The 24,562-nt window shown below is 71.1% G+C and carries 23 protein-coding genes; 18 read left to right on the top strand and 5 right to left on the bottom strand.

The annotated features are described in order from the left end of the window. Window positions 1-8 precede the first annotated feature (8 nt). Window positions 9-587, top strand: coding sequence for an RNA 2',3'-cyclic phosphodiesterase (gene thpR / locus AB0C03_RS27355; protein WP_030329632.1), 579 nt, complete (start codon window positions 9-11; stop codon window positions 585-587). Here thpR and AB0C03_RS32365 read toward each other — a convergent pair. Next, window positions 557-1,315 carry a helix-turn-helix domain-containing protein gene (locus AB0C03_RS32365; RefSeq protein WP_030329630.1) on the bottom strand — a complete coding sequence of 253 codons (759 nt, stop codon included), beginning with the start codon at window positions 1,313-1,315 and terminating at the stop codon, window positions 557-559. The genes thpR and AB0C03_RS32365 overlap by 31 nt on opposite strands. A gap of 236 nt (window positions 1,316-1,551) precedes the next feature. Between AB0C03_RS32365 and AB0C03_RS27340 the strand changes: the two genes are divergently transcribed. Both AB0C03_RS27340 and AB0C03_RS27335 read left to right on the top strand, forming a co-directional pair. Continuing rightward, window positions 1,552-2,217 (top strand): DUF4097 family beta strand repeat-containing protein, encoded by a 666-nt coding sequence (locus tag AB0C03_RS27340; RefSeq protein WP_210860756.1) that lies wholly within the window; start codon window positions 1,552-1,554, stop codon window positions 2,215-2,217. 49 nt (window positions 2,218-2,266) lie between these two features. Then, window positions 2,267-3,088, top strand: coding sequence for an alpha/beta hydrolase (locus tag AB0C03_RS27335; RefSeq protein WP_357639742.1), 822 nt, complete (start codon window positions 2,267-2,269; stop codon window positions 3,086-3,088). A gap of 54 nt (window positions 3,089-3,142) precedes the next feature. Here the strand turns inward: AB0C03_RS27335 and sepH are convergent, their stop codons facing one another. The 3 genes from sepH to AB0C03_RS27320 all read right to left on the bottom strand — a co-directional run bounded on the left by sepH (window position 3,143) and on the right by AB0C03_RS27320 (window position 6,837). After that, a complete protein-coding gene (gene sepH, locus AB0C03_RS27330) occupies window positions 3,143-4,222 on the bottom strand; it encodes a septation protein SepH (RefSeq protein WP_030329624.1) in 1,080 nt (359 codons plus the stop codon). A 185-nt stretch (window positions 4,223-4,407) separates the two neighbouring features. Next, window positions 4,408-5,535: a phosphoserine transaminase gene (gene serC, locus AB0C03_RS27325; RefSeq protein ID WP_210864962.1), complete on the bottom strand. Its 1,128-nt coding sequence runs from the start codon at window positions 5,533-5,535 to the stop codon at window positions 4,408-4,410. 195 nt (window positions 5,536-5,730) lie between these two features. After that, on the bottom strand, window positions 5,731-6,837 hold the full coding sequence (locus AB0C03_RS27320; protein ID WP_030329620.1) for a citrate synthase 2: 1,107 nt from the start codon (window positions 6,835-6,837) through the stop codon (window positions 5,731-5,733). A gap of 279 nt (window positions 6,838-7,116) precedes the next feature. Here AB0C03_RS27320 and pdxH point away from each other — a divergent pair, with 279 nt between their 5' ends. From pdxH to AB0C03_RS27285, 7 genes are all read left to right on the top strand, one after another. Then, entirely contained in the window at window positions 7,117-7,746 is a 630-nt protein-coding gene (gene pdxH / locus AB0C03_RS27315; protein ID WP_051708239.1) for a pyridoxamine 5'-phosphate oxidase, read from the top strand. After that, window positions 7,743-9,041, top strand: a complete 1,299-nt coding sequence (locus AB0C03_RS27310; RefSeq protein WP_030329617.1) for an MFS transporter — start codon at window positions 7,743-7,745, stop codon at window positions 9,039-9,041. The genes pdxH and AB0C03_RS27310 overlap by 4 nt, the downstream gene beginning before the upstream one ends. An 18-nt stretch (window positions 9,042-9,059) precedes the next feature. Continuing rightward, on the top strand, window positions 9,060-9,989 hold the full coding sequence (locus AB0C03_RS27305) for an aldose 1-epimerase family protein (protein WP_357639737.1): 930 nt from the start codon (window positions 9,060-9,062) through the stop codon (window positions 9,987-9,989). After that, complete coding sequence (locus AB0C03_RS27300) at window positions 9,989-10,591, top strand: nitroreductase family protein (RefSeq protein WP_030329614.1); 603 nt, start codon at window positions 9,989-9,991, stop codon at window positions 10,589-10,591. Before AB0C03_RS27305 ends, AB0C03_RS27300 begins: the two co-directional genes overlap by 1 nt. Before the next feature lie 187 nt (window positions 10,592-10,778). Continuing rightward, window positions 10,779-11,084 (top strand): type II toxin-antitoxin system VapB family antitoxin, encoded by a 306-nt coding sequence (locus AB0C03_RS27295; RefSeq protein ID WP_030329612.1) that lies wholly within the window; start codon window positions 10,779-10,781, stop codon window positions 11,082-11,084. A 35-nt stretch (window positions 11,085-11,119) separates the two neighbouring features. Further along, a complete protein-coding gene (locus AB0C03_RS27290; RefSeq protein WP_030329610.1) occupies window positions 11,120-12,283 on the top strand; it encodes an acyl-CoA dehydrogenase family protein in 1,164 nt (387 codons plus the stop codon). A 99-nt stretch (window positions 12,284-12,382) separates the two neighbouring features. Next, window positions 12,383-13,207, top strand: coding sequence for a DUF4230 domain-containing protein (locus AB0C03_RS27285; RefSeq protein ID WP_030329609.1), 825 nt, complete (start codon window positions 12,383-12,385; stop codon window positions 13,205-13,207). A gap of 245 nt (window positions 13,208-13,452) precedes the next feature. Here AB0C03_RS27285 and AB0C03_RS27280 read toward each other — a convergent pair whose 3' ends face one another. Further along, window positions 13,453-13,662 (bottom strand): PspC domain-containing protein, encoded by a 210-nt coding sequence (locus tag AB0C03_RS27280; protein ID WP_030329606.1) that lies wholly within the window; start codon window positions 13,660-13,662, stop codon window positions 13,453-13,455. Window positions 13,663-14,194: 532 nt separating this feature from the next. On the opposite strand from AB0C03_RS27280, the gene AB0C03_RS27275 reads away from it, so the two are divergent. The 8 genes from AB0C03_RS27275 (at window position 14,195) to AB0C03_RS27240 (ending at window position 24,527) form a co-directional block, all read left to right on the top strand. After that, window positions 14,195-15,565, top strand: coding sequence for an L-serine ammonia-lyase (locus AB0C03_RS27275; RefSeq protein ID WP_210861797.1), 1,371 nt, complete (start codon window positions 14,195-14,197; stop codon window positions 15,563-15,565). 71 nt (window positions 15,566-15,636) lie between these two features. After that, window positions 15,637-16,464, top strand: coding sequence for an ABC transporter permease (locus AB0C03_RS27270; protein ID WP_030329602.1), 828 nt, complete (start codon window positions 15,637-15,639; stop codon window positions 16,462-16,464). A gap of 1 nt (window position 16,465) precedes the next feature. After that, complete coding sequence (locus tag AB0C03_RS27265; protein WP_030329600.1) at window positions 16,466-17,212, top strand: ABC transporter ATP-binding protein; 747 nt, start codon at window positions 16,466-16,468, stop codon at window positions 17,210-17,212. Next, window positions 17,209-19,263 carry a DUF5941 domain-containing protein gene (locus AB0C03_RS27260; RefSeq protein ID WP_030329597.1) on the top strand — a complete coding sequence of 685 codons (2,055 nt, stop codon included), beginning with the start codon at window positions 17,209-17,211 and terminating at the stop codon, window positions 19,261-19,263. Before AB0C03_RS27265 ends, AB0C03_RS27260 begins: the two co-directional genes overlap by 4 nt. Window positions 19,264-19,278: 15 nt before the next feature. Further along, window positions 19,279-21,489 (top strand): bifunctional glycosyltransferase/CDP-glycerol:glycerophosphate glycerophosphotransferase, encoded by a 2,211-nt coding sequence (locus AB0C03_RS27255; RefSeq protein WP_210864959.1) that lies wholly within the window; start codon window positions 19,279-19,281, stop codon window positions 21,487-21,489. A 123-nt stretch (window positions 21,490-21,612) separates the two neighbouring features. Further along, window positions 21,613-22,911 carry an ABC transporter ATP-binding protein gene (locus AB0C03_RS27250; RefSeq protein ID WP_030329594.1) on the top strand — a complete coding sequence of 433 codons (1,299 nt, stop codon included), beginning with the start codon at window positions 21,613-21,615 and terminating at the stop codon, window positions 22,909-22,911. Between the two features lie 92 nt (window positions 22,912-23,003). After that, the gene (locus tag AB0C03_RS27245) at window positions 23,004-23,999 is read left to right on the top strand and encodes a hypothetical protein (protein ID WP_030329593.1); all 996 of its coding nucleotides are present in this window, start codon (window positions 23,004-23,006) and stop codon (window positions 23,997-23,999) included. Window positions 24,000-24,062: 63 nt separating this feature from the next. Next, complete coding sequence (locus AB0C03_RS27240) at window positions 24,063-24,527, top strand: DUF4442 domain-containing protein (RefSeq protein WP_030329591.1); 465 nt, start codon at window positions 24,063-24,065, stop codon at window positions 24,525-24,527. Window positions 24,528-24,562 lie beyond the last annotated feature (35 nt).

Genomic DNA, 24,562 nt, shown 5'->3' with positions numbered 1-24,562 from the left:
CGCGGCGGTTGCGGCTCTTCGTCGCGGTCCACCCGTCCGTCGAGGCGGTCAACCACCTCGGCGCGCAGGTTGCCCGGCTGCGTGTCGGCGTGGCGGCTGCGGCCGGCAGCAATGTCCGGCTCGCCGATCCGGCCCATCTGCACCTCACCCTGGCGTTCCTCGGCGAGGTCGGGTCCGACCGGCTGGTCGAGGTGGAGAGCGCGCTCGGATTGGCCGCCGAGTCGTTCCGCGACGGCCGCGACGCCGTACCCCGGTTGAGCCTCGGTGGCGGTGGCCGGTTCGGTCGGGGCCGGTCCACGGTGCTCTGGGTGGACCTGCGGGGAGACATGCAGGCGCTGCACGACCTGGCGGGGTTGGTCCGGTCGCGGCTGCGGAACGCCCGGCTACCGCACGACGAGAAGCCGTTCCGCCCGCACCTGACCGTCGCCCGGCCCGGCGACCGGATGCCCCCGGCGGACGTCGAGGCCGACCGGGCCAGCCTGGACGGATATCGAGGTCCACCATGGCCGGTGCTCGAGCTGCTACTCGTGCGCAGCCACCTCGGCACCCCGCCGCGCTACGAACGGATCGCCGCCTGGCCGCTCTGATCCTGGGGCGTGGCTGTGGCCGGTCTGGTGTGCAGGACCTCGCGGGCCTGTTCGGCGGCGCGGGTGATGCTCTCGCTCATGAAGTCGAGGAAGCGGGCGATGTTCTCCAGCCTGGCTGCGGCGGGGGTGTGCGCACCGAGGACAGCGACGCCCTGGCGTGCGGTCTCGACGAGCTGGTCGTTGGCCCGGGCGCTGGCGATCGTCGCCTGGTAGAAGAGCTCGTCGTCGACGACGTAGAGGTCGCGGCGGCGTTCGTCGCGGTGCCGCCGGACGAGGCTCTGGCTCTCCAGGAAGGCGATCGCCTTGGAGATGGACGCTGGGCTCACCTGGAGGTGCCGGGCGAGCTCGGACGCGGTGAGGCTGCCCGAGTCGGTGGTGTACAGACAGGTCAGCACCCGGGCCGCCATCCGGTTCAGACCCGAGGTCATGAGGACCGTGGTGAACGTCTCCTCGTATTCGGCGACGGCCCGGGCGTCCCGCCCGTGCGGTTGGGGTGCCGACTCGGCCCCCCGCGACGAGGACGGGCTGCGCCGGTGCGCGCGACGTTCGGTGGCCCGGTGCGCCAGGTCGGCGCGGTAGGCGGTGGGGCCACCGTTGCGCATCACCTCACGCGTGATCGTCGAGGTGGGACGGTCGAGGCGCCGGGCGATCTCCGCGTAGGGGAGGCTGTCGGCCAGCCCGGACGCGATTTGCTGGCGTTCCTGCTGGCTGAGCCTGCCTCCGGGCATCGCTGTCTCCTTGGTGATCCGGCAACGGCGTTCGCTGCCCCCACGGTAGCGTTCACTCCCTTCTCATTGCAATGGCGCGGCGTTCAGGCGTTGCGTTACTTCGTCGTCCATTGCAATGATTGTGTGCGGTCTAGCTGCGAAAATGCCTGCCCTACGCAACGAAGTCGTTGCCGGATTTTGGAAAGCAACGTAGCGTTTCAAATATCAGAAACAACGGCCACGCACGGGAGAGCGCCATGCAGAAGTTCGACACCCCCGCCCCGATCTCCGCCATCCTGAACATCCCCGCCGGACGCATCCAGCTCATCGCCGCACACCGGGCCGACACCACCGTCGAGGTCCGTCCGGCTGACCCCGCCAAGAGCCGCGACGCCAGAGCCGCCGAGCAGACCGCCGTCGCCTATGCCGACGGCGTCCTGCGGATCACGACGGCGGACCCGGGCAACCCGCTCTTCGGTCCGTCCGGATCCCTGGAGGTCACCGTTCAGATGCCCGCCGGCTCCCGCATCGACGGCACGTCCGCCAGCGCCGAACTCCGTAGCGTCGGGCGTCTAGGGGACGTCGCCTTCGAAGGGGCGTACCGCCAGATCAAGATCGATGAAGCCGCGAGCGTCCGCCTCACCGCGATCGACGGCGACGTCGAGGTCGGCCGGCTCAATGGCCCCGCCGAGATCAGCACCGCGAGGGGTGACATCCGGATCGCCGAGGCCGTGCACGGCACGGTCGTGCTCCGTACCCAGTCCGGCGACATCTCGGTCGTCGCCGCCACCGGCGTCTCGGCCGCCCTGGATGCCGGCACCGGCTTCGGCCGCGTCAGCAACGGCCTCAAGAACGACGGCACCACCGCGCTCGACATCCGCGCCACCACCTCTTACGGCGACATCACCGCCCGCAGCCTCTGAGTCGCACCCGACCTTCCACCCGACCTTCCACGCGACCAGGAGTGCAGACATGACGATCCCTAACACCAGTTCGACGTGGACCGGCATGGTGCCGGTCGACGACACGGCCCTTGCTGTCACCGACACCGGCGGCACCGGCATCCCCGTGGTCTACCTCAACGGCCAGTTCGCCACCCAGGGTTACTGGCGGCGGGTCATCGCCGACCTCGGCACCGGATTCCGCCACATCACCTACGACGAGCGGGCCCGCGGCAAGAAGTCGAAGCGTTCGGCGGACTACTCCTTCGAGGCAGTCGTCCGGGACGTCGACGCCGTGCTCTCGGCCCGGAACGTCGACCGGGTGCTACTGGTGGGCTGGTCCTACGGAGCGGTCGTCGGGGCGCACTGGGCCCACCGGAATCCGGAGCGCGCCCTGGGCGCGGTCCTCGTCGACGGCGCGTTCCCGCACGACTGGCTCGACGAGGCCACGGCGCAACGGATCCGCACGCTGTTCCGCCGGATGAACCTGTTCATGCCCCTGCTGCGCCCGACCGGCCTGACCCCACGGATGAACGCCGACCAGATGGCGAACAGCAACATCGAGCTGGGCGAACTCTCCCGCGAGCGGGCGCTGGGCCCGGTGCTGGACGCCATCACCGTCCCGGTGCGGTACGTGGTCGCCTCGGGAAGGTCCCTCGGCAGTCGCGGTGACGAGCAGGAAAAGATCCGGGCCAGCCTCGACGCGGTGATCGCCCGCAACCCGAACATCACTATCGGCGCGAAGGTCGCCAGCAATCACGGCGCGATTCTCAAGAAGGACTTCCGGGCCGTGGCCGATGCCGTACGCCTGGTCGCCGCGCCGCACCGCGAAGGCGCCGCAGACAGTCGGTGAGGACCGAACGCGCGCGGTGACGGGTGACGCGAGGTCACCCGTCACCGCGCGGCGTCAGGAGGATTCGCGGGCGGCCGGGCCGCTGCCGAAGAGCACGTCGTCCCAGCTCGGGAGCCGCTTGCGCGGCTTGCCGCTGGCGTCGGTCGACTCGCCGCCGGCGGCCGCTGCAGCGCCCGTCCGACGGGGCCGGAGCACCGCCAGCGACGGCACGGCCGGCACCTCCTTGGGCGCGTCCGAATCGTCGTCGAAGGCCGACCCCTGGCCACCGCCGAGCAGGGCGGCGGCACCCCCACCGACCGGCCGCTGCCGGGGCGCGTCCGAACCGGCGAGCGCAGCCGGGGTACGCGGCTCCAGCCCACGACCCGACGAGGCGCCGAGCGGACGGTCCAGCGACGCGAGCAGGGCGTCCCGGCCGGCCCGGATCGGATCGCGGCCCGGGCGCGGGTGCTCGGACGCCGCCGGCAACCCGTGCCCACCACGACTCGGCTCACCGCGCGACGGACCAGGCAGGCCGTGCCCGCCCCGCTCCGGTGCCGGCTCCTGGCCGAGGATCGGCGTGGGCCGCTCCGCGCACAGGTACTGCGCCATGTCGTCGTGCGGGGTGACCTGCTGCCGGGTCTTGTCGAGATCCCAGATGGCCTGCGCGGTGGCCTTGCCCGACGGCCAGGTGGCGATGATCCGCCAGGTGCCGTCGTCACGCCGGTACGCGTCCCAGGAGATCTTCTCGGTGTCGATGCCGTGCTGGCTCAGCCGGCCGTTGACCACCTCGGCGAGCGGGGTGGGCTTCTCCGCGCCCTTGAGACGGGTGCGGCGGGCGTGCTGGGCGAGCATCGCCCGCTCCTGCAGCACCGGGCCGGCATAGCGCAGCACCCGGTCGACCGGCACGCCGGCGATCCGGGCGACATCCTCCGCGGACTCACCGGAGCGGATGCGGGCCTGAATGTCCCGAGGAGACAGAGACGGAACCGGGTCGGCGGCGGTCGGTGCCACCGCGAGCGGCGGCGAACCGGGCTCGGCGTGCAACGCACCGGAGATCCGTTCGTCGATGGGCAGGGCGAGCAGCCGCCCCACCTCGTCGGCGAGAACCAGGGCATGGCCGTCCTCGGAGAGGGCGACGAAGCGTACTGGGCGCATAGCGTTGCCTCCGTCCCGCTTCGCTGGCCGCACGCCACGAGTCGGCCACCCAGGCGTCTCGGACCACCGTACGCGCATCTGCCTCGGGGTGGGGGAAGCGACACCCCGCATGTCGTGACTGAGCTGCGGCGATGATCACGTTCGGTGTCCGTGGAGGCCTCCACGGACACCGAACGTGACGAACCTCAGAGTCGCTCGACCACGTAGTCGATGGACGCGGTCAGCGCCTCGACATCGGCCGGCTCGACGGCCGGGAACAGCGCCACCCGCAGCTGGTTACGACCGAGCTTGCGGTAGGGCTCAGTGTCCACGATGCCGTTGGCGCGCAGCGCCTTGGCGATCGCCGTGGCGTCCACCTCGTCGGCGAAGTCGATGGTGGCGACCACGTTGGAGCGCAACGACGGGTCGGTGACGAACGGGGTGGCCACGCTGGACCGCTCAGCCCAGCCGTAGACCGCGGCGGCGCTCTCGGCGGTGCGCTTTGCCGCCCAGGCCAGACCGCCCTGCGCGTTCATCCAGTCGGTCTGCTCGGCGGCCAGGAAGATGGTGGCCAGCGCCGGGGTGTTGTAGGTCTGCTCCAGCCGCGAGTTGTCGATCGCGGTGACCAGATCGAGGAAGGCCGGGATGTAGCGCCCGGACGCCTTGATCTCGGCGGCCCGGTCCAGTGCGGCCGGGGACATCAGAGCCAGCCAGAGCCCGCCGTCGGAGCCGAAGCACTTCTGCGGAGCGAAGTAGTAGACGTCGGTCTCGCCGACGTTGACGTCCAGGCCACCCGCGCCGGAGGTCGCGTCGACAAGCAGCAGCGCGCCCTCGTCCGCCCCGGCCACCCGGCTGATCGGAACCGCCACACCGGTCGAGGTCTCGTTCTGCGGCGTCGCGTACGCGTCCACGCCGGACTCGGCGACCAGGGTCGGGGCGCTGCCCGCGTCGGCCTTGCGGACCGTCGGCTCACCCAGGAACGGGGCTTCCTTGACCGACTTGGCGAACTTGGCGCCGAACTCGCCGAAGCTGGCGAACTGGGCCCGGTCGCGGATCAGGCCGAAGGTGGCGACCTCCCAGAACGCGGTGGTGCCACCGTTGCCGATCACCACCTCGTAGCCCTCGGGCAGCGAGAAGAACTCGGCGATGCCGGAGCGCAGCCGGGCCACCTGGTCACGGACCGTCTTCTGCCGGTGCGAAGTGCCGAGGTAGGTGGTCGCGACCTCGGCGAGAGCGGACACCGCCGCCGGGCGGACCTTGGACGGGCCGCAGCCGAAACGTCCGTCGGCGGGCTTGATCTCATCGGGAATCCGGATGATCGGTGCGTCAGCCACGGTCTTGAAGATCCTTCCGCAAGGGCGAGGGCGGGCCGGCGACACTGCCGGCCCCCATCCTCGCACCCGGACCCATCGGTGGAAGCCGGGCCCCCGAGGGCAGGTCTGAGGCCTTCGCCACAGTTGGCGCCGGCAGCCACCGAAAAGGGCCCCGCCCCGACGCCCGGCGTCGAGGAAGGGCCCCTTTCGTACCGGTCAGACGCCGTGCGGAATGGCCGCCCAGCCCTCGACGTCGGACGGCTTGCGGGTCTCCGGGCCGACGTAGCGGGCGGACGGGCGGACCAGCCGCTGCAGCCGCTTCTGCTCCAGGATGTGCGCGCTCCAGCCGCCCATCCGGGCGCAGGTGAACATCGAGGTGAACATGTGCGCCGGCACCTCGGCGAAGTCCAGCACCACCGCCGACCAGAACTCGACGTTGGTGGCCAGCACCCGGTCCGGGCGGCGGGCCTGAAGCTCGGCCAGGGCGGCCTTCTCCAGCGCCTCGGCGATCTCGAAGCGCGGCGCGCCCAGCTCCTTGGCGGTGCGCCGGAGCACCCGGGCGCGCGGGTCCTCCGCGCGGTAGACGCGGTGGCCGAAGCCCATCAACCGCTCGCCGCGGTCCAGGACACCCTTGACGTAACCCTCCGCGTCGCCGCTGCGCTCGACCGCCTCCAGCATGCTGAGCACCCGGGACGGGGCACCGCCGTGCAGCGGGCCGGAGAGGGCGCCGATGCCCGACGAGATGCAGGCCGCCGCGTCCGCCCCGGTGGAGGCGACGATGCGAGCGGTGAAGGTGGACGCGTTCAGGCCGTGCTCGGCGGCCGAGATGAAGTACGCGTCGACGGCCTTGACGTGCCGGGGGTCGGGCTCGCCGCGCCAGCGCTTCATGAACCGCTCGACGATGGTCTGCGCCTTGTCGATCTCCTTCTGCGGCACGGCCGGCAGGCCGAGGCCGCGAGCAGACTGGGCGACGAAGGAGAGCGCTGTCACCGAGACCCGGGCGAGATCCTCACGGGCCTGCTCGTCGGAGATGTCCAGCAGTTGGTTGAGACCCCAGTACGGGGCCAGCATGGCGACTGCGGACTGCACGTCGACGCGGATGTCACCGGAGTGCACCGGCACCGGGAACGGTTCCGCCGGCGGCAGGCCCGGCCCGAACCGGCCGTCGACCAGCAGTGCCCAGACGTTGCCGAACGACACCTGGCCGATCAGATCCTCGATGTCGACCCCGCGATAGCGCAGCGCGCCGCCCTCACGGTCAGGTTCGGCGATCTCGGTCTCGAAGGCGACGACGCCCTCCAGCCCGGGTTTGAAATCGGCCATGTCGCTCTCCTGGATCTGGTCGGTGCGCCCGAACAGCTCATCCGGCCCGATCGGCCGGGCGCCTTAGGCGACCCTCAGGGATGTGTTCGGAACATCTTGCCTGCTGAGTAAGGGATACGCGACCCGCTGCGACTGTGCTGCACGCGACATCCCCGGACGCGCATTCTCCGCCTGGCTCAGTGAGACTGGGCAGGGCGGGCTGGTCAGCGCGGGAGGGTGCTGGCGGGGCCCCCGAGAAGGAGTGGGGACGTGACGGGTGACACACCCGCCCCGGCCGCGATGCGTAACGAGTACGCCGCGGACCTGGGCCTGACCGAGGCTGACCTGGCCGCCGACTGGCACACCCAGTTCGACAGCTGGTTCGCCGACGCGGTGGCCTTCGGGCTGCCCGAACCGAACGCCATGGTGGTGGGCACCGCCGACCCGGCCGGCCGGCCGAGCGGGCGGACGGTGTTGTTGAAGGGGTACGACCCGGAGGGCTTCGTCTTCTTCACCAACCACCTGTCGCGCAAGGGCGTCGAGGCGACCGCGAACCCGTACGCCAGCCTGGTCTTTCCGTGGTTTCCCATGCAGCGTCAGGTGGTGGTCGCCGGGCGGGTGACGCCCGTCGACCGCGCGACGAGCGAGGCGTACTTCGCCAGCCGGCCGCGCGGCTCCCAACTGGGCGCCTGGGCCAGCCCTCAGTCGCAGGTCGTGTCGGGCCGGGCGGCGCTGGAGCAGCGGTACCAGGAGGTGGCCGAACGCTTCGCCGGCCAGGCCGACATCCCGACCCCGTCGCACTGGGGCGGGCTGCGGGTGCAACCCGAGTCGGTGGAGTTCTGGCAGGGTCGGGCCAGCCGGCTGCACGACCGGCTCCGTTTCCGTCGCCGGGACGAGGGTGCCTGGATCGTCGAGCGGTTGGCGCCGTGACGGGAGTGCAGGAGACCCGGCCGCGCGCCGCGCGCCGCTGGGCGATCGACGTGCGTCCGCTGCGGGTCCCGGCGTACCGGCGGCTCTGGCTCGGCAACACCGTGGCGATGTTCGGCTTCCAGTTCACCGCCGTCGCGGTGCCGGTGGAGATGTACGCCCTGACCCGGGACTCGTTCTGGGTGGGCCTGCTGGGGATTGCCGCCTTCGTACCGTTGCTGGTCTTCGGGCTCTGGGGCGGCGCGGTCGCCGACGCCCGCGACCGGCGTGCGGTGCTGCTCGGTGGCTCATTGTTGCTTTGGGCATCCACCCTCGGTCTGTTGCTCCAGGCGGTGCTGGACGTCGGCAGCCCGGTGCTGCTGCTGGCGTTGATGGCGGTGCAGTCGGTGGCCTTCGCGATCAGCTCGCCGGCCCGCAGCGCCATGCTGCCCCGGCTGGTGCCGGACGACCTGGTGGCGTCCGCCACCACGCTGAACTACACGACCTTCACCGCCGCCTCGGTCGCCGGCCCGCTCGCCGCCGGTCTCATCCTCTCCGCCTCGCCGGACACCACTGTGGTGCTGCCGATCGCGTACGGGTTGGACGCGGTGCTGTTCACCGCGATGCTCTGGGCGGCGCTGCGGCTGCCGTCGCTGCCGCCCGAGCCCACCGCCGACGGCCAGGCCCGAAAGGCCGGCCTGGCCAGCGTCATCGACGGGTTCCGCTACCTGGCCACCACCCCGGTCCTGCTGTTGTCCTTCGCGGTGGACCTGATCGCGATGATCCTCGCCATGCCGCGGGCTCTCTTTCCGGAGATCGCGCACGAGCGGTTCGGCGGCGGTGGCTCGGTCGGCCTGCTCTACAGCGCCATCGCGATCGGCTCGATGATCGGTGGGCTGACCTCCGGCTGGATCGGCCGGCTCCGCCGGCAGGGGCTCGGCCTGGTGCTCGCGGTGGTCGGCTGGGGCCTGGCGATCGCCGCGGCGGGGTTGGCCCACCAGCTCTGGCTGATGGTCGTGCTGCTCGCCGTGGCCGGCGCCGCCGACCTGATCAGCGCGGTGCTGCGTCAGTCCATGTTGCTGGTCTACGCGCCGGACCGGATGCGCGGCCGACTCCAGGGCGTCAACACGGTGGTGGTGGCCGGTGGGCCACGCCTGGGCGACCTGCGGGCCGGCACCATGGCTGCCGGGTTCGGCGGCGGGGTGGCCTGGGTGGCCGGTGGGCTCGCCTCCGCGGTGCTCGTGGTGGTGCTCGCTGTCGCGTTCCCGGTGCTGCTGCGTTACCGGGCGGCGACGGCGTCAAGCGGCGACCGGGCCTGACCGGTTAGGGTCGCCGGCATGGAAAGCCCCGATCAGCGCCCGTTCTCCGGCGCCCAGTGGACCATCTCCGCCGCCGGCCACGAGGCCGTCATCGTGGAGGTGGGCGGTGGGCTCCGGACGTACCGGCATGACGGCGTCGACGTGATCGACGGGTACCGGACCGACGAGGTCTGCCCGGGTTGCACCGGGCAGGTGCTGGCCCCCTGGCCGAACCGGATCCGCGATGGCCGCTACTCGTTCGGCGAGCGGACGCACCAGCTCGCACTGACCGAGCCGGAGCGGCACGTGGCCATCCACGGGCTGGTCAACTGGGTGCCGTGGCAGTTGCTGGAGCAGTCCGCGGACGCCGTGACGGTCGGCTACCACCTGCCGCCGCAGCTCGGCTACCCGTGGCCGCTGCGGCTGCGCAGCCGGTGGAGCGTCGACGCGGACGGGCTGCGCGCCGAGCACGAGGTGACCAACATCGGCGGGGAGTTGGCGCCGTTCGGTTTCTCCGTGCACCCGTACCTGCAACTGCCCGGCGTCGCGGTGGACGACCTGGTGCTGCGGCTGCCCACCCGCAGCCGGGTGCTGGTGGACGGCCGGCTGCTGCCGGTGGGGGTGACCCCGGTGGCCGGCACCGAGTACGACTGGACCAGCCCCCGCCGGATCGGCGCCGCCGTCCTGGACTCCTGCTTCGGTGACGTGATCCGCGACGCCGACGGCGGTTCGTCGGTGAGCCTCTCCGCGCCGGACGGCGCGACCGGTGTGAGCATCTGGGCGGATGCCGAGTTCGGCTGGTGGCAGGTGTTCACCGGGGACGCCCTCACCGGTGAGCGGCAGCGCCGCTCGGTGGCGGTCGAGCCGATGACCTGCCCACCGGACGCGTTCCGGTCGGGCAAGGACCTGCTCACCCTCAAGCCCGGCACGACCTGGCGAGGTGCCTGGGGCATCCGCCCCGGCGCCTGATGGAGTTCGCCGAGGTCGTCCGCCGTCGGCGGATGGTGCGCAACTACGACCCGGACCGCCCGGTCCCGCCCGACGTGGTGGACCGGCTGCTCGACCACGCGGTCCGCGCGCCGTCGGCCGGCTTCGCCCAGGGCTGGGGTTTCCTGGTGCTGGAGGAGCCGGTCGACCGGGACCGGTTCTGGGCTGCCACCACCCCCGACGGGGGTGGGCGTCAGCGGTGGCTCGCCGGCATGCGCCGCGCACCGCTGATCGTGGTGCCGCACGCCAACGAGTCGGCCTACCTGCGGCGGTACGCGGAGCCGGACAAGGGCTGGACGGATCAGTCCCCGGACCGGTGGCCGGTGCCGTACTGGCACGTGGACGCCGGCTTCGCCGCGTTGCTGATGCTGCTGACCGCGGTGGACGAGGGGCTGGGGGCGTGCTTCTTCGGCATTCCGCCGCAGCGGCTCGGCACCTACCGGGACGCGTTCGGCGTGCCGGCGGAGTACCAGCCCATCGGTGCCGTCACAATCGGTTACCGGGCCGCTGACCATCGGTCACCGTCGTTGCGTCGGGGGCGTCGTCCGATGGACGAGGTTGTGCGGCGCGGCCGGTGGAACTGAGGCGGACGTCCCGTTCGTCCGGTTGAGGATCGGACGAGCGATAGCGAAACTGACATCAGGGAGCAGAACGCAGCGTGCGCTGGGCGGCTAGGCTGGCACGGTCATCGGTGCCGCGCCGCGCGGTGCCCGCCGCGGCCCGGCTCGGCGCCGTCGGTCGGCCCGGCCACGGGGAGGGGAGCGTGCCGTCGTGATCTTCAGAGCGGTCCGGGACGGGCGTCCCTATCCGGAGCACAATCTGACGCTCAAGCAGTGGGCGGAGATCCCGCCGCGGCCACTGCGCCTGGATCAGATGATCACCACCAAGCGCGAGTTGGCGCTGGACAAGCTCCTCGCCGAGGACTCCACCTTCTACGGTGACCTCTTCCCGCACGTGGTGCAGTGGAACGGTGGGCTCTACCTGGAGGACGGGCTGCACCGGGCGCTGCGCGCCGCCCTCCAGCAGCGCAACCAGATCCACGCCCGGGTGCTGGTGCTCTCCGAGCCGATCGAGTGAGCGGCCCGGCCTGAAGCTTCGTTAGGGTGGCGTCCATGACCGCTCCGCTGGACCTGCTCGACCTGGACCCGTCGCTCAGCGAGGAGGAGCGGCAGGTCCGTGACGTCGTCCGCCAACTCGTCGACGACCGGGTGCGGCCCCACGTCGCCGAGTGGTACGAGGACGGCCGGGTGCCCGCCCGGGAGCTGGCCCGCGAGTTCGGCAAGCTCGGCCTGCTCGGCATGCACCTGACCGGCTACGGCTGCGCCGGCACCTCAGCGGTCGCCTACGGGCTCGCCTGCCAGGAGCTGGAAGCCGGTGACTCCGGCGTCCGCTCGCTGGTCTCGGTGCAGGGATCGCTCGCCATGTACGCCATCTGGCGCTACGGCAGCGAGGAGCAGAAGCAACGCTGGCTGCCGTCGATGGCCACCGGTGAGGCGATCGGGTGCTTCGGCCTGACCGAGCCGGACCACGGTTCCGACCCCGCCTCGATGGCCACCCGGGCCCGCCGCGACGGCGACGACTGGGTGCTCACCGGCGGAAAGATGTGGATCACCAACGCCCCGATCGCGGACGTCGCGGTGATCTGGGCCCGCACCGACGAGGGCGTACGGGGTTTCGCCGTACCAATGGACACGCCCGGCGTCACGGCCCGGGAGATTCACCGCAAGATGTCGCTGCGCGCGTCGGTGACCGGCGAGATCGTGCTCGACGACGTCCGGCTCCCGGCCGACGCCCGACTGCCCGAGGCGGTCGGCCTCAAGGCGCCGCTGAGCTGCCTCACCGAGGCCCGCTACGGCATCGTCTGGGGTTCCGTCGGCGCGGCCCGCGACTGCCTGGAAACCACACTGGCGTACGCCACCACCCGCACCCAGTTCGGTCGCCCACTGGCCGGGTTCCAGCTCACCCAGGCGAAGCTCGCCGACATGGCCGTCGAGTTGGTGAAGGGGCAACTGCTCGCGCTGCACCTGGGCCGGCTCGCCGACGCCCGGCGGCTGCGGCCCGAGCAGGTCAGCGTGGGCAAACTGAACAACGTACGGGAGGCGCTGGCCATCGCCCGGCAGTGCCGCACCATCCTCGGCGCCAACGGCGTCTCCGGCGAGTACCCGGTGATGCGGCACGCCAACAACCTGGAGAGCGTGCTGACCTACGAGGGCACCTCGGAAATCCACCAACTGGTCATCGGACAGCGGCTCACCGGGCTCTCCGCATTCGCCTGACCTGCTCCTTTGTCGCTTCCTGGCGCTCGCCGCGCGACTGTCGTAACGGGGCCGTACCGTCATTGACAGACGACGTGTCTGACGAGGACGGTGAGCGTGATGGCCCGCGACGCTGGCAGCAACGAGCCCACGAGGGAGTTCCCCGGTTACCCGACCGGTGACGATCTCAAGGTGCGGTCGACCGCTACACCCGAGTGGACCACCGATACCCCGGAGGGCACCGGCGACCCCGCCGACCCGGCTGGCCCCGGTGGCCCGACGACCGGTGGCACCGGCGGGGGTGGTGGGGCGGCCCGAGGTCTGCTCCTGCTGCTCGGCGCCGCCGCGCTGGCCGTGATCGTGCTGCTCGGCATTCAGGCGACCGGCATCCTGCCGGAGTTCCGCAACCCGTTCGCCAAGGAGCAGACCGACCGCAGTCAGCCACCGCTGCTCAAGTCGATCCAGGACCTCAGCCGCTACGTGGCCGCCGAGGGCAACTTCCAGGTCGTGGTCGACACCCAGAACGACCGGCGCAACGTTCCGGACTTCCTGCTCAACGAGCGCACCCTGTTCGTCGGGGCCGGCAGCGTCGAGGCGTACGTCGACTTCACCAAGATCGGTGACGGGGCCATCGTCCAGTCCGCCGACGGCAAGTCCGTCGAGATCAAGTTGCCGGCGCCGCAGCTCGGCGAGACCAACCTCGACATGGAGAAGAGCTACGTCTTCGCCGAGCAGCGCGGTCTGCTCAACCGACTCGGTGACCTGGTCGGCAACGACCCCAACCGGCAGCAGCAGGTCTACCAGCTCGCCGAGGAGCGGATCACCGCCGCCGCCCGGGACAGCGGGCTCTCCGCCCGCGCCGAGGAGAACACCCGCAAGATGCTGGAGGGGCTGCTCCGCTCCCTCGGCTACCAGCAGATCACTGTCACCTACGTGGCGCCCTGACCTCCTCCCCCCCCGTACGCCGAAGCGCCCGCACCGACTTCCGTCGGAGCGGGCGCTTCTCGGCTGGTGCCCGGTGGCTCACGGCCCGGCTGCTGCTGACGGCCCGGCTGACGCTGACGGCCCGGTTTCGTGCCCGCCGCCGGTGGCTCCCTCGCGGCCGGCGTGGCAGCGGTGGGGGCAATCTTGGACAGTTTCCGTCAGCACGTGACGGAAACTGTCCAAGATCTGGTCTTACCGGGGAGGGGTCAGTGGCCGGTGGAGGCGAGGTAGCGGTCCTCGTTCGGCATCAGCACCCACAGGATCAGGTAGACGATCACCTGCGTGCCGGGCAGCAGCAAGGACAGCAGGAACAGCAGCCGGACCATCCCGGCGGACATGCCGAACCGTCGACCGAGGCCAGCACAGACACCGGCGAGCATGCGCCCCTCACGGGGCCGGACCAGTTTGCGACTCATCGTCGTACTCCCACTCTGCGGCGGTGCGCCGCGTCTGCAATCCACGGTAGAAGGGGATGACCAGCTCGCCCTCGGTCCCGAGGTGGAGTGGCAACCAGTGGACCCGTAGGTGCATTACCCGGGCAGACCCCCGCTGACGCCTCCCCGAACGTCCGCCACCACCTGTCTCCGCCGGGCCGCCTCGCAAGATCGCACTCGATCCTGGTTGTGGTGGCCTCGGACCGGGCGGATGCCACTAAACCCTGGATCGAGCACGATCTTGCGAGGCGAGGCGAGGCGAGGCGAGACGGGGCCGGGCGAGGGCGAGGCGGCGAGACGGGGCCGGGCGAGGGCGGGGGCGGGGGACGGTCGTGGGGTGTTCACGTCCCGGACCGGGTGGGCGGTGACCTGGGCGGGTAGGCTGGCTGATCGGCCTTCCACACCCCGGAAGGCCGGCACCCATACCCCGGACGGTCACCATCGGGGCCGCCAGACCGGTGGTCACGACCCGCCCGGGTCCCGTACGCCGGGACGACGGCGAGGAAGCGCAGCCATGATCAGTGTTTTCGACCTCTTCAGTGTCGGTATCGGGCCGTCCAGCTCGCACACGGTGGGGCCGATGCGGGCCGCGCGTACGTTCGTCGGCGGGTTGAAGGCCGACGGGTTGCTCACTGACACGGCGCGGGTGCAGGCCGAGTTGTTCGGTTCGTTGGGTGCCACCGGGCACGGCCACGGCAGTGACCGGGCGGTGCTGCTCGGGTTGGCCGGTGAGTCGCCGGAGACTGTCGACACGGACACCGTCGGTCCTCGGGTCGAACGGATCCGCGCCGAGCGGCGGATCAACATCCTCGACGTGCACGAGATCGCCTTCGACCCGGATCGGGACCTGACGCTGCACCGCCGTCGGTCGCTGCCGTACCACCCGAACGGGATGACCTTCGTGGCGTACGACGGTGCCGGTGCGGAGCTGCGCAGCCGCACCTACTACTCCGTCGGGGGCGGCTTCGTTGTCGACGAGGAGGCGGCCGGCGCGGACCGGATCAAGCCGGACAGCACCGTGGTGCGGTACCCGTTCCTGACCGGGGCGCAGCTGCTCGACGTCACCACCCGCACCGGTCTGTCGATCAGCGAGGTGATGTTGGCCAACGAGCGTTCCTGGCGCAGCGAGGCGGACATCCGGGCCGGTCTGCTGGAGATCTGGCGGGTGATGCGGGAGTGCGTGCAGCGCGGCTGCGAGCGGGACGGCGTACTCCCTGGGGGGTTGAAGGTTCGGCGGCGCGCGGCGGAGCTGCGGCGCGGCCTGGAGGCGGAGGCCGGGACGGTCGACCCGCTGCACGCGATGGACTGGGTGACGCTGTTCGCGCTCGCTGTCAACGAGGAGAACGCGGCGGGCGGCCGGGTGGTCACCGCGCCGACCAACGGCGCGGCCGGGATCATTCCGGCGGTGCTGCACTACTACACCCGGTTCGTGCCGGGTGCCGATGACGAGGGTGTGCTGCGGTTCCTGCTGACGGCGGGCGCGATCGGTGTGCTGTTCAAGGAGAACGCGTCGATCTCGGGTGCCGAGGTGGGTTGCCAGGGTGAGGTCGGTTCGGCGTGTTCGATGGCGGCGGCCGGGTTGGCCGAGGCGCTCGGTGGCACCCCGGAGCAGGTGGAGAACGCGGCCGAGATCGGGATGGAGCACAACCTCGGGTTGACCTGTGACCCGGTGGGTGGCCTGGTGCAGATCCCCTGCATCGAGCGGAACGCGGTGGCTAGCATCAAGGCGATCACGGCCGCCCGGCTGGCGCTGCGCGGCGACGGTGTGCACAAGGTGTCGCTGGACAAGGTCATCAAGACCATGCGGGAGACGGGCGCCGACATGAAGGTCAAGTACAAGGAGACGGCGCGGGGCGGTCTGGCCGTCAACGTGATCGAGTGCTGAGTCCGGTCGATTCGGGGCAATCGTTCACCGACTGCTAACCTGTCGTCCGTTTCAGGAGGCGGGAGGCGGCGGTGACCTCTGGCGTCGCGGCGTTGTGGTCGCACCGCAACTCGCTGCGCATCCTGGTCAGGCGGGATCTGGCGGTCAAGTACCAGCAGTCGGTGCTGGGCTACTTCTGGTCGTTGATCGAGCCGCTCGGCATGGGCGCCATCTACTGGTTCGTCTTCGGGGTGCTCTACTCCCGTGACACCGGTCGGCACCTCGGTGAGGCGGCCGGGTCGTACCCGTTGTTCCTGATCACCGGCATCTTCGCCTGGATGTGGACCAGTTCGGCGCTGAGCGAGGCGACGAACGCGCTGACCGGCCAGTCCCGGCTGATCACCACGATGAACGTGCCGCGTCAGGTCTTCCCGATCGGCCGGGTCACCGGCCGGTTCGCCGAGTACGCGGCCGGCCTGCCGATCCTGGTCGCGATCGCGGTGATCTACGCGGCGCACGGTCGGATCCACCCCGGTTGGTCGCTGCTGTCCCTGCCGCTGGCGGTGGCCGTGCAGGCCGTCCTGCTGACCGGGCTGGCCCTGCTGCTGTCCGCCTGGAACGTGCTGATGCGCGACGTGGAGCGGCTGATGCGTCTGATCATCCGGGTGCTCTTCTACGCCACGCCGATCATCTACCCGCTCAGCCTGGTCCGGGAGTCCGGTCTGCCGGGCTGGTTGAAGGTGGTGTACGAGCTGAACCCGCTGGTGGGGATCTTCCAGCTGCACCACGCGATCTGGTACCCGGACGAGTTCCCGGACGCCCGTCTGCTCGCCACCACTGTCGTCGGCAGCCTGCTGGTGCTGGTCGCCGGTTGGTGGTCGTTCCGCCGGTTGGAGCCCGCCGTGCTCAAGGAGCTGTGACGTGGCCACGCCGATCATCGAGGCGGACGGCCTGGGCATCCGGTTCGTCCGCAACCGCCGCCGTCAACTGCGGCTGCGGGAGCTGTTCATCCACCGCGGCGCGCGTGGTGCGCTGCCCGGCCAGTTCTGGCCGCTGCGGGACGTGTCGTTCACCGTGGAGCCCGGCGAGACCGTCGGGGTGATCGGGCGCAACGGCACCGGCAAGAGCACCCTGCTGCGGCTGATCGCCGGGGTGCTCATTCCGGACGAGGGCGACATCCGGGTGCACGGCGCGGTGGCGCCGCTGCTGGAGTTGTCAGCCGGTTTCTCCAACGACCTGACCGGCCGGGAGAACCTGCACCTGGTCGGTGGGCTGCACGGCCTGTCGACGGGCTACCTGAAGCGGCACTTCGACGAGATCGTCGAGTTCGCCGGTGAGCAGGTGGAACGGGCCATCGACACGTCGGTGCGGCACTACTCGTCGGGGATGAAGGTGCGGCTGGGCTTCGCGATCATCTCGCACCTGCCGCACCCGATCCTGCTGATGGACGAGGTGACCGCGGTCGGGGACGCGGAGTTCCGCAAGAAGTGTTACGCGACGATTGATCGTCTGCTCGGGGAGGGGCGCACGCTGGTGCTGGTGTCACACAACGAAAAGGACCTGACCCGGTTCTGCCGTCGGGGGTTGTACCTCGACGCGGGCCGGTTGACGCTCGACGGCACCATCGCCGAGGCGCTCGACGCGTACCACGCCGCGGTCCCGCGGTGACGCTCGCGATCGTGCTCGCCGCCGGACCATCCGCGGCGGGCCTGACCACGGCGACCGGTGAGCCGCTGGCCGACCGACTGGCCGCCCAGTTGCGCCGGGCCGGGGCGGACGAGGTGCGCTTCGCCGCCACCCTCGACGAGCTGACCGACCTGGTCGCCACCGCGACCGCCCCGGTGCTGATCACCGGAACGGACCTGGTCGCGCACACCGCCGTCCTGCGGCACCTGGCCACCAGCCCGGTGGGGCCGACTGTGGCGCTGGTGCTCGGCGACCCGCCGGTGCCCGGTCGGACCGCCGTCCGGGAGGAGCGCGGCCAGGTGGTCGACGCCGGCGCGTTGGACGCCCTCGACGGGGACGCCACCGGCGTGTTCGGCGGTGCGCTGCGGGTCGGCGTGGACGACCTGCCGACCCTCGCGGCCGCCGCCCGGGCCGCCGCGTCCGGAATGCTCCCCGTCGCCGCCCCGATCGGTCCGGTCGGCGACGTGGCTCCGCTGCCGACGACCGCCGGGGCCGGCGGGTCGGCCGCGGCCGGTGCCCCCGGGCCCGCCGTGGACCGGCTCTTCGCGGGCCTCGCGGCGCTCGGCACCCTGATCTTCGCCCAGCGGGTACGCCTGCTCGTCGCGCACCGGGTCGAGGACACGGCCGGGCTGGCCGTTGCCGAGGCGGCGGTGACCGCTGTCGACGAGGACCGGGCCGAGCTGCGGTTGTCGGTGAAGGAGAAGGACGACTTCTTTTCCACCTACTTCGTCAGCACCTGGTCGCCGTACCTGGTCCGGCTGTCGGCGCGGCTCCGGCTCACCCCGACCGGGGTGACGGTGATCTCGGTGCTCTTCGCGCTGGCGGCGGCGGTACTGTTCGGGGTCGGTGGGCGACCCGCGCTGGTCGGTGGCGCGGTGCTGCTCTATCTCGGCTTCGTACTGGACTGCGTGGACGGCCAACTGGCCCGCTACACCCGGCACTTCAGCGCCTGGGGCGGCTGGCTGGACACGATGGCGGACCGGGCCAAGGAGTACGTGGTCTACGCCGGTCTGGGCTTCGGGGTGAGCCACGCCGGGCTGGGTAACGGGTGGGCGCTCGCGATCGCCGCGATGACGTTGCAGACCGTCCGGCACATGACCGACACCTGGTACGGGGTGCTGCACGACGAGGCGGCCCGTCGGCCGCGTACGGCGACGAACGCCAGCGGCGGGATCGGTGACCGGCTCAACGCGGCGTCGACCCGGGTGCAGGCGGACACCGGTTCGCTGTCGTACTGGCTGAAGCGGACCGTGGTCTTCCCGATCGGTGAGCGGTGGGCGCTGATCGCGCTGACCGTGGCGCTGTTCAACCCGCTGGTCAGCCTGATCGCCGTGCTGGTCTGGGGGGTGCTGGCGTTCGCGTACACCGGTGCGCTGCGGACGCTGCGGGCCCGCTGGATGTGGGTGCCGGTGCTGGACACTGTCGACGCCACCCTGCACCGCGACGACGGCCCGCTGGCCCGCTGGTTGCCGGTGCTGCGCCCGATGGGGCCGCTGACCCTGGCGGTGATCGCCGCGCTCGGCCCGGCGGTGCTGCTGGTCGGGGCGCTGCTGAACGACGCGCCCGATCAGCTCCGGTGGGCGGTGCCGGTCGCGCTGCTGGTGCTGCTGGTCGGCGGCCTGGGCGCCGGGGCGGCGCACAACGGTCCGCTGGACTGGCTGGTCCCGGCGGCGTTGCGGGCCGCCGAGTACCTGTTCGCGATCGCCGTCGGCGTGGTCGGCGGGGTGCCCGGCTGGCTGATCTTCGGGTACGTCTTCGTGCTCACCGTGCACCACTACGACCTGACCGCCCGGCTGGAGAAGCGGCAGGCGGCACCGCCGCTGCACGCGGCGACGCTGGGCTGGGAGGGACGTTCGGTGCTGGTGGCGCTCGCGGCGATCGTCGGTATTGCGGGTGTCGGACTGGCTACACTCGGTGCGTACCTTCTCGTGGTTTTCGTGGTGAGCGTCGTCCTGGCCTGGTTCGTGCGACCGGCCCGTAGCGCGCGGGCGTCGGTCGCGCCGGCGGGCGTTGGAGGTGCCGCGCCGCGCTGACGGAGGGACGGCCGGATGACCCTGATCAGCTTCGTGGTGCCGGCCTTCCGGGTGCAGGGATACCTGCGGGAATGCCTGGACTCCATCCTCGGTCAGCCGGAGACCGACATCGAGGTGATCGCCGTCGACGACTGTTCGCCGGACGCCAGCGGCGACATCATCGACGAGTACGCGGCCCGCGACCAGCGGGTCCGCTCGGTCCGGTTGCCGGAGAACGTCGGCCTCGGTCCGGCCCGGAACATCGGGCTGGACCGGGCCGTCGGCGAGTACGTGTGGTTCCTCGACGGCGACGACTGGCTGGCGCCGGAGTGTCTGACCGACGTCGCCGAACGGTTGCGGGTCACCCGCCCGGACGTCCTGCTCGTCGATCACGTCCGCACCCACTGGAACAACACCGCCACCCGCAGCGCGATGGCGGAGGTGTTTCCGGAGTCACCGGGCTCGGGCACCTTCCGGTTGCGGGACCGGCCGCAGGCGATGCACCTGCTGCACACCGCGTGGAACCGGCTGGTCCGTCGGGAGTTCCTGGTCGACCTGGGGCTGCGCTTCGCGCCCGGCTGGTACGAGGACGTCTCGTTCAGCTACCCGGTGCTGATGGCGGCGCGGCGGATCGGCGTACTGGACCGGGTCTGTGTCAACTACCGCCAACGCCGCGCGGGCGCGATCACCCGGACCCGGGGTGACCGGCACTTCGAGGTCTTCCCGCAGTGGCACCGGGTCTTCCATCTGATGGATTCGTGGGGGTCGGCGACGGAGGCGCTGCGGCCGGCGGTCTTCGAACGGATGATCTGGCACTACCTGACGGTGCTCGGCAACGGTCAGCGGATCGCGCCGGAGCTGCGGGAGGCCTTCTTCGCGCAGATCACCGCCGACTACGAGCGTTGGCTGCCGCCCGGCGGCTATCCGGTGCCCGACGGGGTCGAGGGGATCAAACACAAGCTCGTCGCCACCGGCCGGTGGCGTACCTTCAGCGCGTTGCGGGCGGCCAGCCGGGCCCGGGACGCCGCCCGCCGGCGGGCCCGCACCGCTCGGCGCACTGTCGGCCCGGTCGCCCGGCGCGGTGCCCGGCTGACCCGCGACGGGCTGCTGCGCGAGTACTACCGGGCTGAGTTGCGACGTCCCATCGACCCGACGCTCGCGGTGTACGCCGCGTACTGGTACCGGGGTTACTCCTGTAACCCGGCGGCCATCTACGAGGTCGCCCGCCGGTTGGCGCCGGGGGTGCGCGGGGTGTGGATCGTGCGCCGGGACCGGGTGGACGCCGTGCCGGCCGGGGTGGAGTACGTGGTGGCCGGCACGCCGGCGTACTACCGGGTGCTCGCCCGCGCCCGGTGGCTGGTCAACAACGTCAACTTCCCGGACTTCGTCCGCAAGCGACCGGAACAGGTGCACGTGCAGACCCACCACGGCACGCCGGTCAAGGTGATGGGGTTGGATCAGCAGCGCTACCCGATCGGCGCGGGCCGGATGGACTTCGCCGGGCTGCTGCGCCGGGTGGACCGCTGGGACTACAGCATCAGCGCCAACAGCTTCTCCACCCAGATGTGGGACCGGGCGTATCCGGCCACGTACACGACCCTGGAGGTGGGGTACCCGCGCAACGACCGCCTGGTCACGGCCGGTCCGGACGAGGTGCGCCGACTCCGCGAAGAGTTCGGTCTCGACCCCGACGAGCAGGTCGTCCTGTACGCCCCGACGCACCGCGAGCACCTGCCCGGCTACCGGCCACCGTTCGACCCGGACCGCTTCGTGCAGGCGTTGGGGGACTCGGGCCGGTTGCTGATGCGCAGCCACTACTTCCACGACCGGGATCGACGTCCGGGTAGGCCGAAGGACTGGGAGCGGGTGCGGGACGTCAGCGGCCACCAGCGGGTGGAGGATCTCTACCTGGTGGCGGACGTGCTGGTCACCGACTACTCGTCGGCCATGTTCGACTACGCGGTGCTGGACCGGCCGATCGTGCTCTACACCCCGGACTGGGAGGCGTACCGGCTGGCCCGGGGTGTCTACTTCGACGTCACCGCCGAGCCGCCGGGCGCGGTGGCCGCCACTTTCGCCGACCTTCTCGATGTGTTCCGCACCGATGCGGTGCGCTCGGACTCGGCAGCGAAGGCGCGTGAGCAGTTCCGGGCCCGGTTCTGCACAATGGACGACGGGCGGGCGGCGGAGCGGGTGGTGCGCCAGGTGTTCCTCGGGGAGCCCGGCGAGAGGTCCACGCACTGCTGATCGGCCGTCTGTCGTGTAATAGCAGCGACATCGATCGAACATAAGACGTTTACCCGATGTGCTAACGCCATGATCCTGGTCACAGTCTTGGAGGGTTCGGCCGACGCGCTGGGGGGGAAGACGGTGAGCACCGTCACGCTCAAGGATGTGACCAAGGTTTTCCGGGATGGCACTGTTGCCGTCGACAGCATCAATCTCGATGTCAACGACGGTGAGTTCATGGTGCTGCTCGGGCCATCCGGGTGCGGCAAGTCGACGGTGTTGCGAATGATCGCCGGGTTGGAGGAACCCACCACCGGCGCGGTGATGCTCGACGGCGAGTTGGCCAACGACCTCCCCCCACGGGACCGCAAGATCGCCATGGTCTTCCAGGACTTCGCCCTCTACCCCCACATGACAGTTGGCGACAACATCGCGTTCCCGCTGCGGCTGGCCGGGATCGAGCCCGAGCCGAGGGGTGAGCGGGTCAGCGACGTGGCGAGCGCGCTGGGCATCGGTGACGTGCTGGCCCGCAAGCCGGGTCAGCTCTCCGGCGGGCAACGGCAGCGGGTGGCGATGGGTCGGGCGATCGTCCGCCGGCCCGGCCTGTTCCTGATGGACGAGCCGCTGTCGAACCTGGACAGTGGTCTTCGTGCCGAGCTGCGCGCGGAGATCTCGGGCCTGACCCGTGAGCTGGGCGTCACCACCGTCTACGTCACGCACGACCAGGCCGAGGCGCTCACCATGGCCGACCGGGTGGCCATCATGCGCCGCGGCGTGCTCCAGGACGTGGGCACCCCGACCCAGGTGTACGGCCGGCCGGCGACGCTGTACGTGGCGGCGTTCCTGGGCAGCCCACGGATGAACCTGCTGGAGGCGTCGGTCTACGTCCACCTCGACCGGTACGTCACGCTCAACCTCGGCGACCAGTCGCTCTACCTGCCCTGGAACGACATCCGCAGTCGGGCGGTGGCGCACTACCACGGTGAGCGGATCGTGGTCGGCATGCGTGCCGAGGCGCTCACCCCGGTCGCCCCGGACAGCCCCGGTGACGTGCTGCGCGGGCGGATCCGTTACCTGGAGCATCACGGGCACGAGTCATTGGCGTTCCTCGACATCGGCGCGACCGCGATCATGGTGGACGAGATGGGCACCCCGCTCGATCCGCCGCCGGTCGGCCAGCGCGGCCTGCGCCGGTTCGGCTCGGTGATGCAGCGGCTCACCGGCAAGCCGGTGGAGGCGCAGGAGCCCGCGACAGGCGGCGTCCAGACCAGCGTGCTCCCCGATCCGGGCCGTCACCACCGACGGCCGGCGGAGCTGGCGGTGCGGCTGGCGCCGTACCCGGCGGTCAGTGCCGGTCACCCGCTCGCCGTCTCGGTGCGGATGGACGCGTTGCACTTCTTCGACGAGCGTGGCGACCGGATCGACGTGGGGTGGCGCTGACGACGCGCCGGAGCGGGGTGGCGGACCGGCCACCCGGTGCCCTACCGTCTGCCCACCCAGTCCACAGTGCAAGAGCATCGAGAGGGGTCCCCGTGTCGGGTGACCGTCCCAGCCCGCTCGTGATCGAGCGCATCCTGCGCGATCGCGAGGGCATCTGGCAGCAGATCGTGGCCGAGCGTGACCTCAACGGCCTGACCGGGCGGATGCTGACCAGCTCCGCCATCGCGTTGGCCTGTTACGGGGCGGTGTTGGGCTTCTTCCACAGCCCGCTGATGGCGCTGACCTCGGCGTTGAAGCTGCCACTGCTGTTCCTGGTCACGCTGGCCATCTGCCTGCCCACGCTCTACCTGTTCAACCTGGTCTTCGGCGCCCGGCTCTCGGTGCGGCAGTCGTTGGCACTGGTGATGGTGGCGATCACCGTCACCTCGATGCTCGCTGTGGCGTTCGCGCCGATCAGTCTGTTCTTCCTGATCACCGCCAACGACTACGGGTTCTTCAAGCTGCTCAACGTGGCGATCCTGACCCTGTCGGCGCTGGTCGGGTTGCGTTTCCTGACCGGCGGCATGCAGGTGCTCAACGACCACGGCCTGCTCGCGCCGGAGGCTCCTACCGCCAAGGCCACCGAGCAGGTCACCGCCCCGGCGCCGGTCCAGGCCGTGCCGGCCGCGGTGCCCGCCGGGGCGACGCCGGTCGGCACTCCGCCCGCCGGTCAGAGTGCCACTGCGGTGGCCGTGCCGGCCGGGGCGGCGGTGGCCGAGTCGACGTCGAACGGCGCGGTGACCACCGCGCCAGCTCCGGCGCAGGTTCCGGCGCAGTGGACCGGGCAGCCGGCCGGTGCCTCGTTCCCGCCCGGCTACCCGCCGCAGCGCCCGTGGGACAACGCTCCGATCCGACGCGGCGAGCCGACGCAGCGGCCGGCGAGCATGACCCTGCTCTACATCTGGATCCTGCTCTTCGGTTTCGTCGGCACCCAACTGGCCTGGACGCTGCGGCCGTTCTTCGGTGACCCGGGTCAGGACTTTGCCTTCTTCCGCAGCATCGACGGAAACTTCTACGCGGAGATCCTGCGCACCATCGCCAACCTCTGAGGGTGCCCGGTCGGCGGATCTCCGCTGGTTGCCGGCCTGGTTACCGGTGAGTAACGTCGGGTCATGACTATCGACTCCCGCCAGGTGGCGGCCGGCATTCTGGAAGCGGTGCCGTTCGCTCGTACGCTCGGACTTGAGTTCGTCGAGGTGGCACCCGAGGCGGAGGGTGGCGTCCGGGCGGTCGTCCGGCTGCCCGACTCGCCGGCCACCCACAACCACATCGGCGGGCCACACGCCGGCGCCATGTTCACTCTTGGCGAGACGGCCTCCGGCGCGGTCGTGCTGGCCGCCTTCGGGCAGCTGCTCGACCGGGCCGTGCCGTTGGCCGTCCGGGCCGACATCGCCTACCGGAAACTCGCGATGGGGCCGGTGCTGGCCACCGCGCGACTCGGCCGGCCGGCCGCCGAGGTGATCGAGGAGCTGGAGGCCGGGCAGCGTCCGGAATTCCCGGTCGCCGTGGAGATCGCCACCGAGAGCGGAAAGCCAACCGCGGTGATGACAGTGATCTGGACGCTGCGACCGAACTGAACCGCCTCGGGGCGGCGGAAAATGGGTTTGCGGGT

Source organism: Micromonospora parva (assembly GCF_040649675.1).
Taxonomy (GTDB): Bacteria; Actinomycetota; Actinomycetes; order Mycobacteriales; family Micromonosporaceae; genus Micromonospora; species Micromonospora parva.
This window is presented reverse-complemented; position numbering and strand designations above follow the sequence as displayed.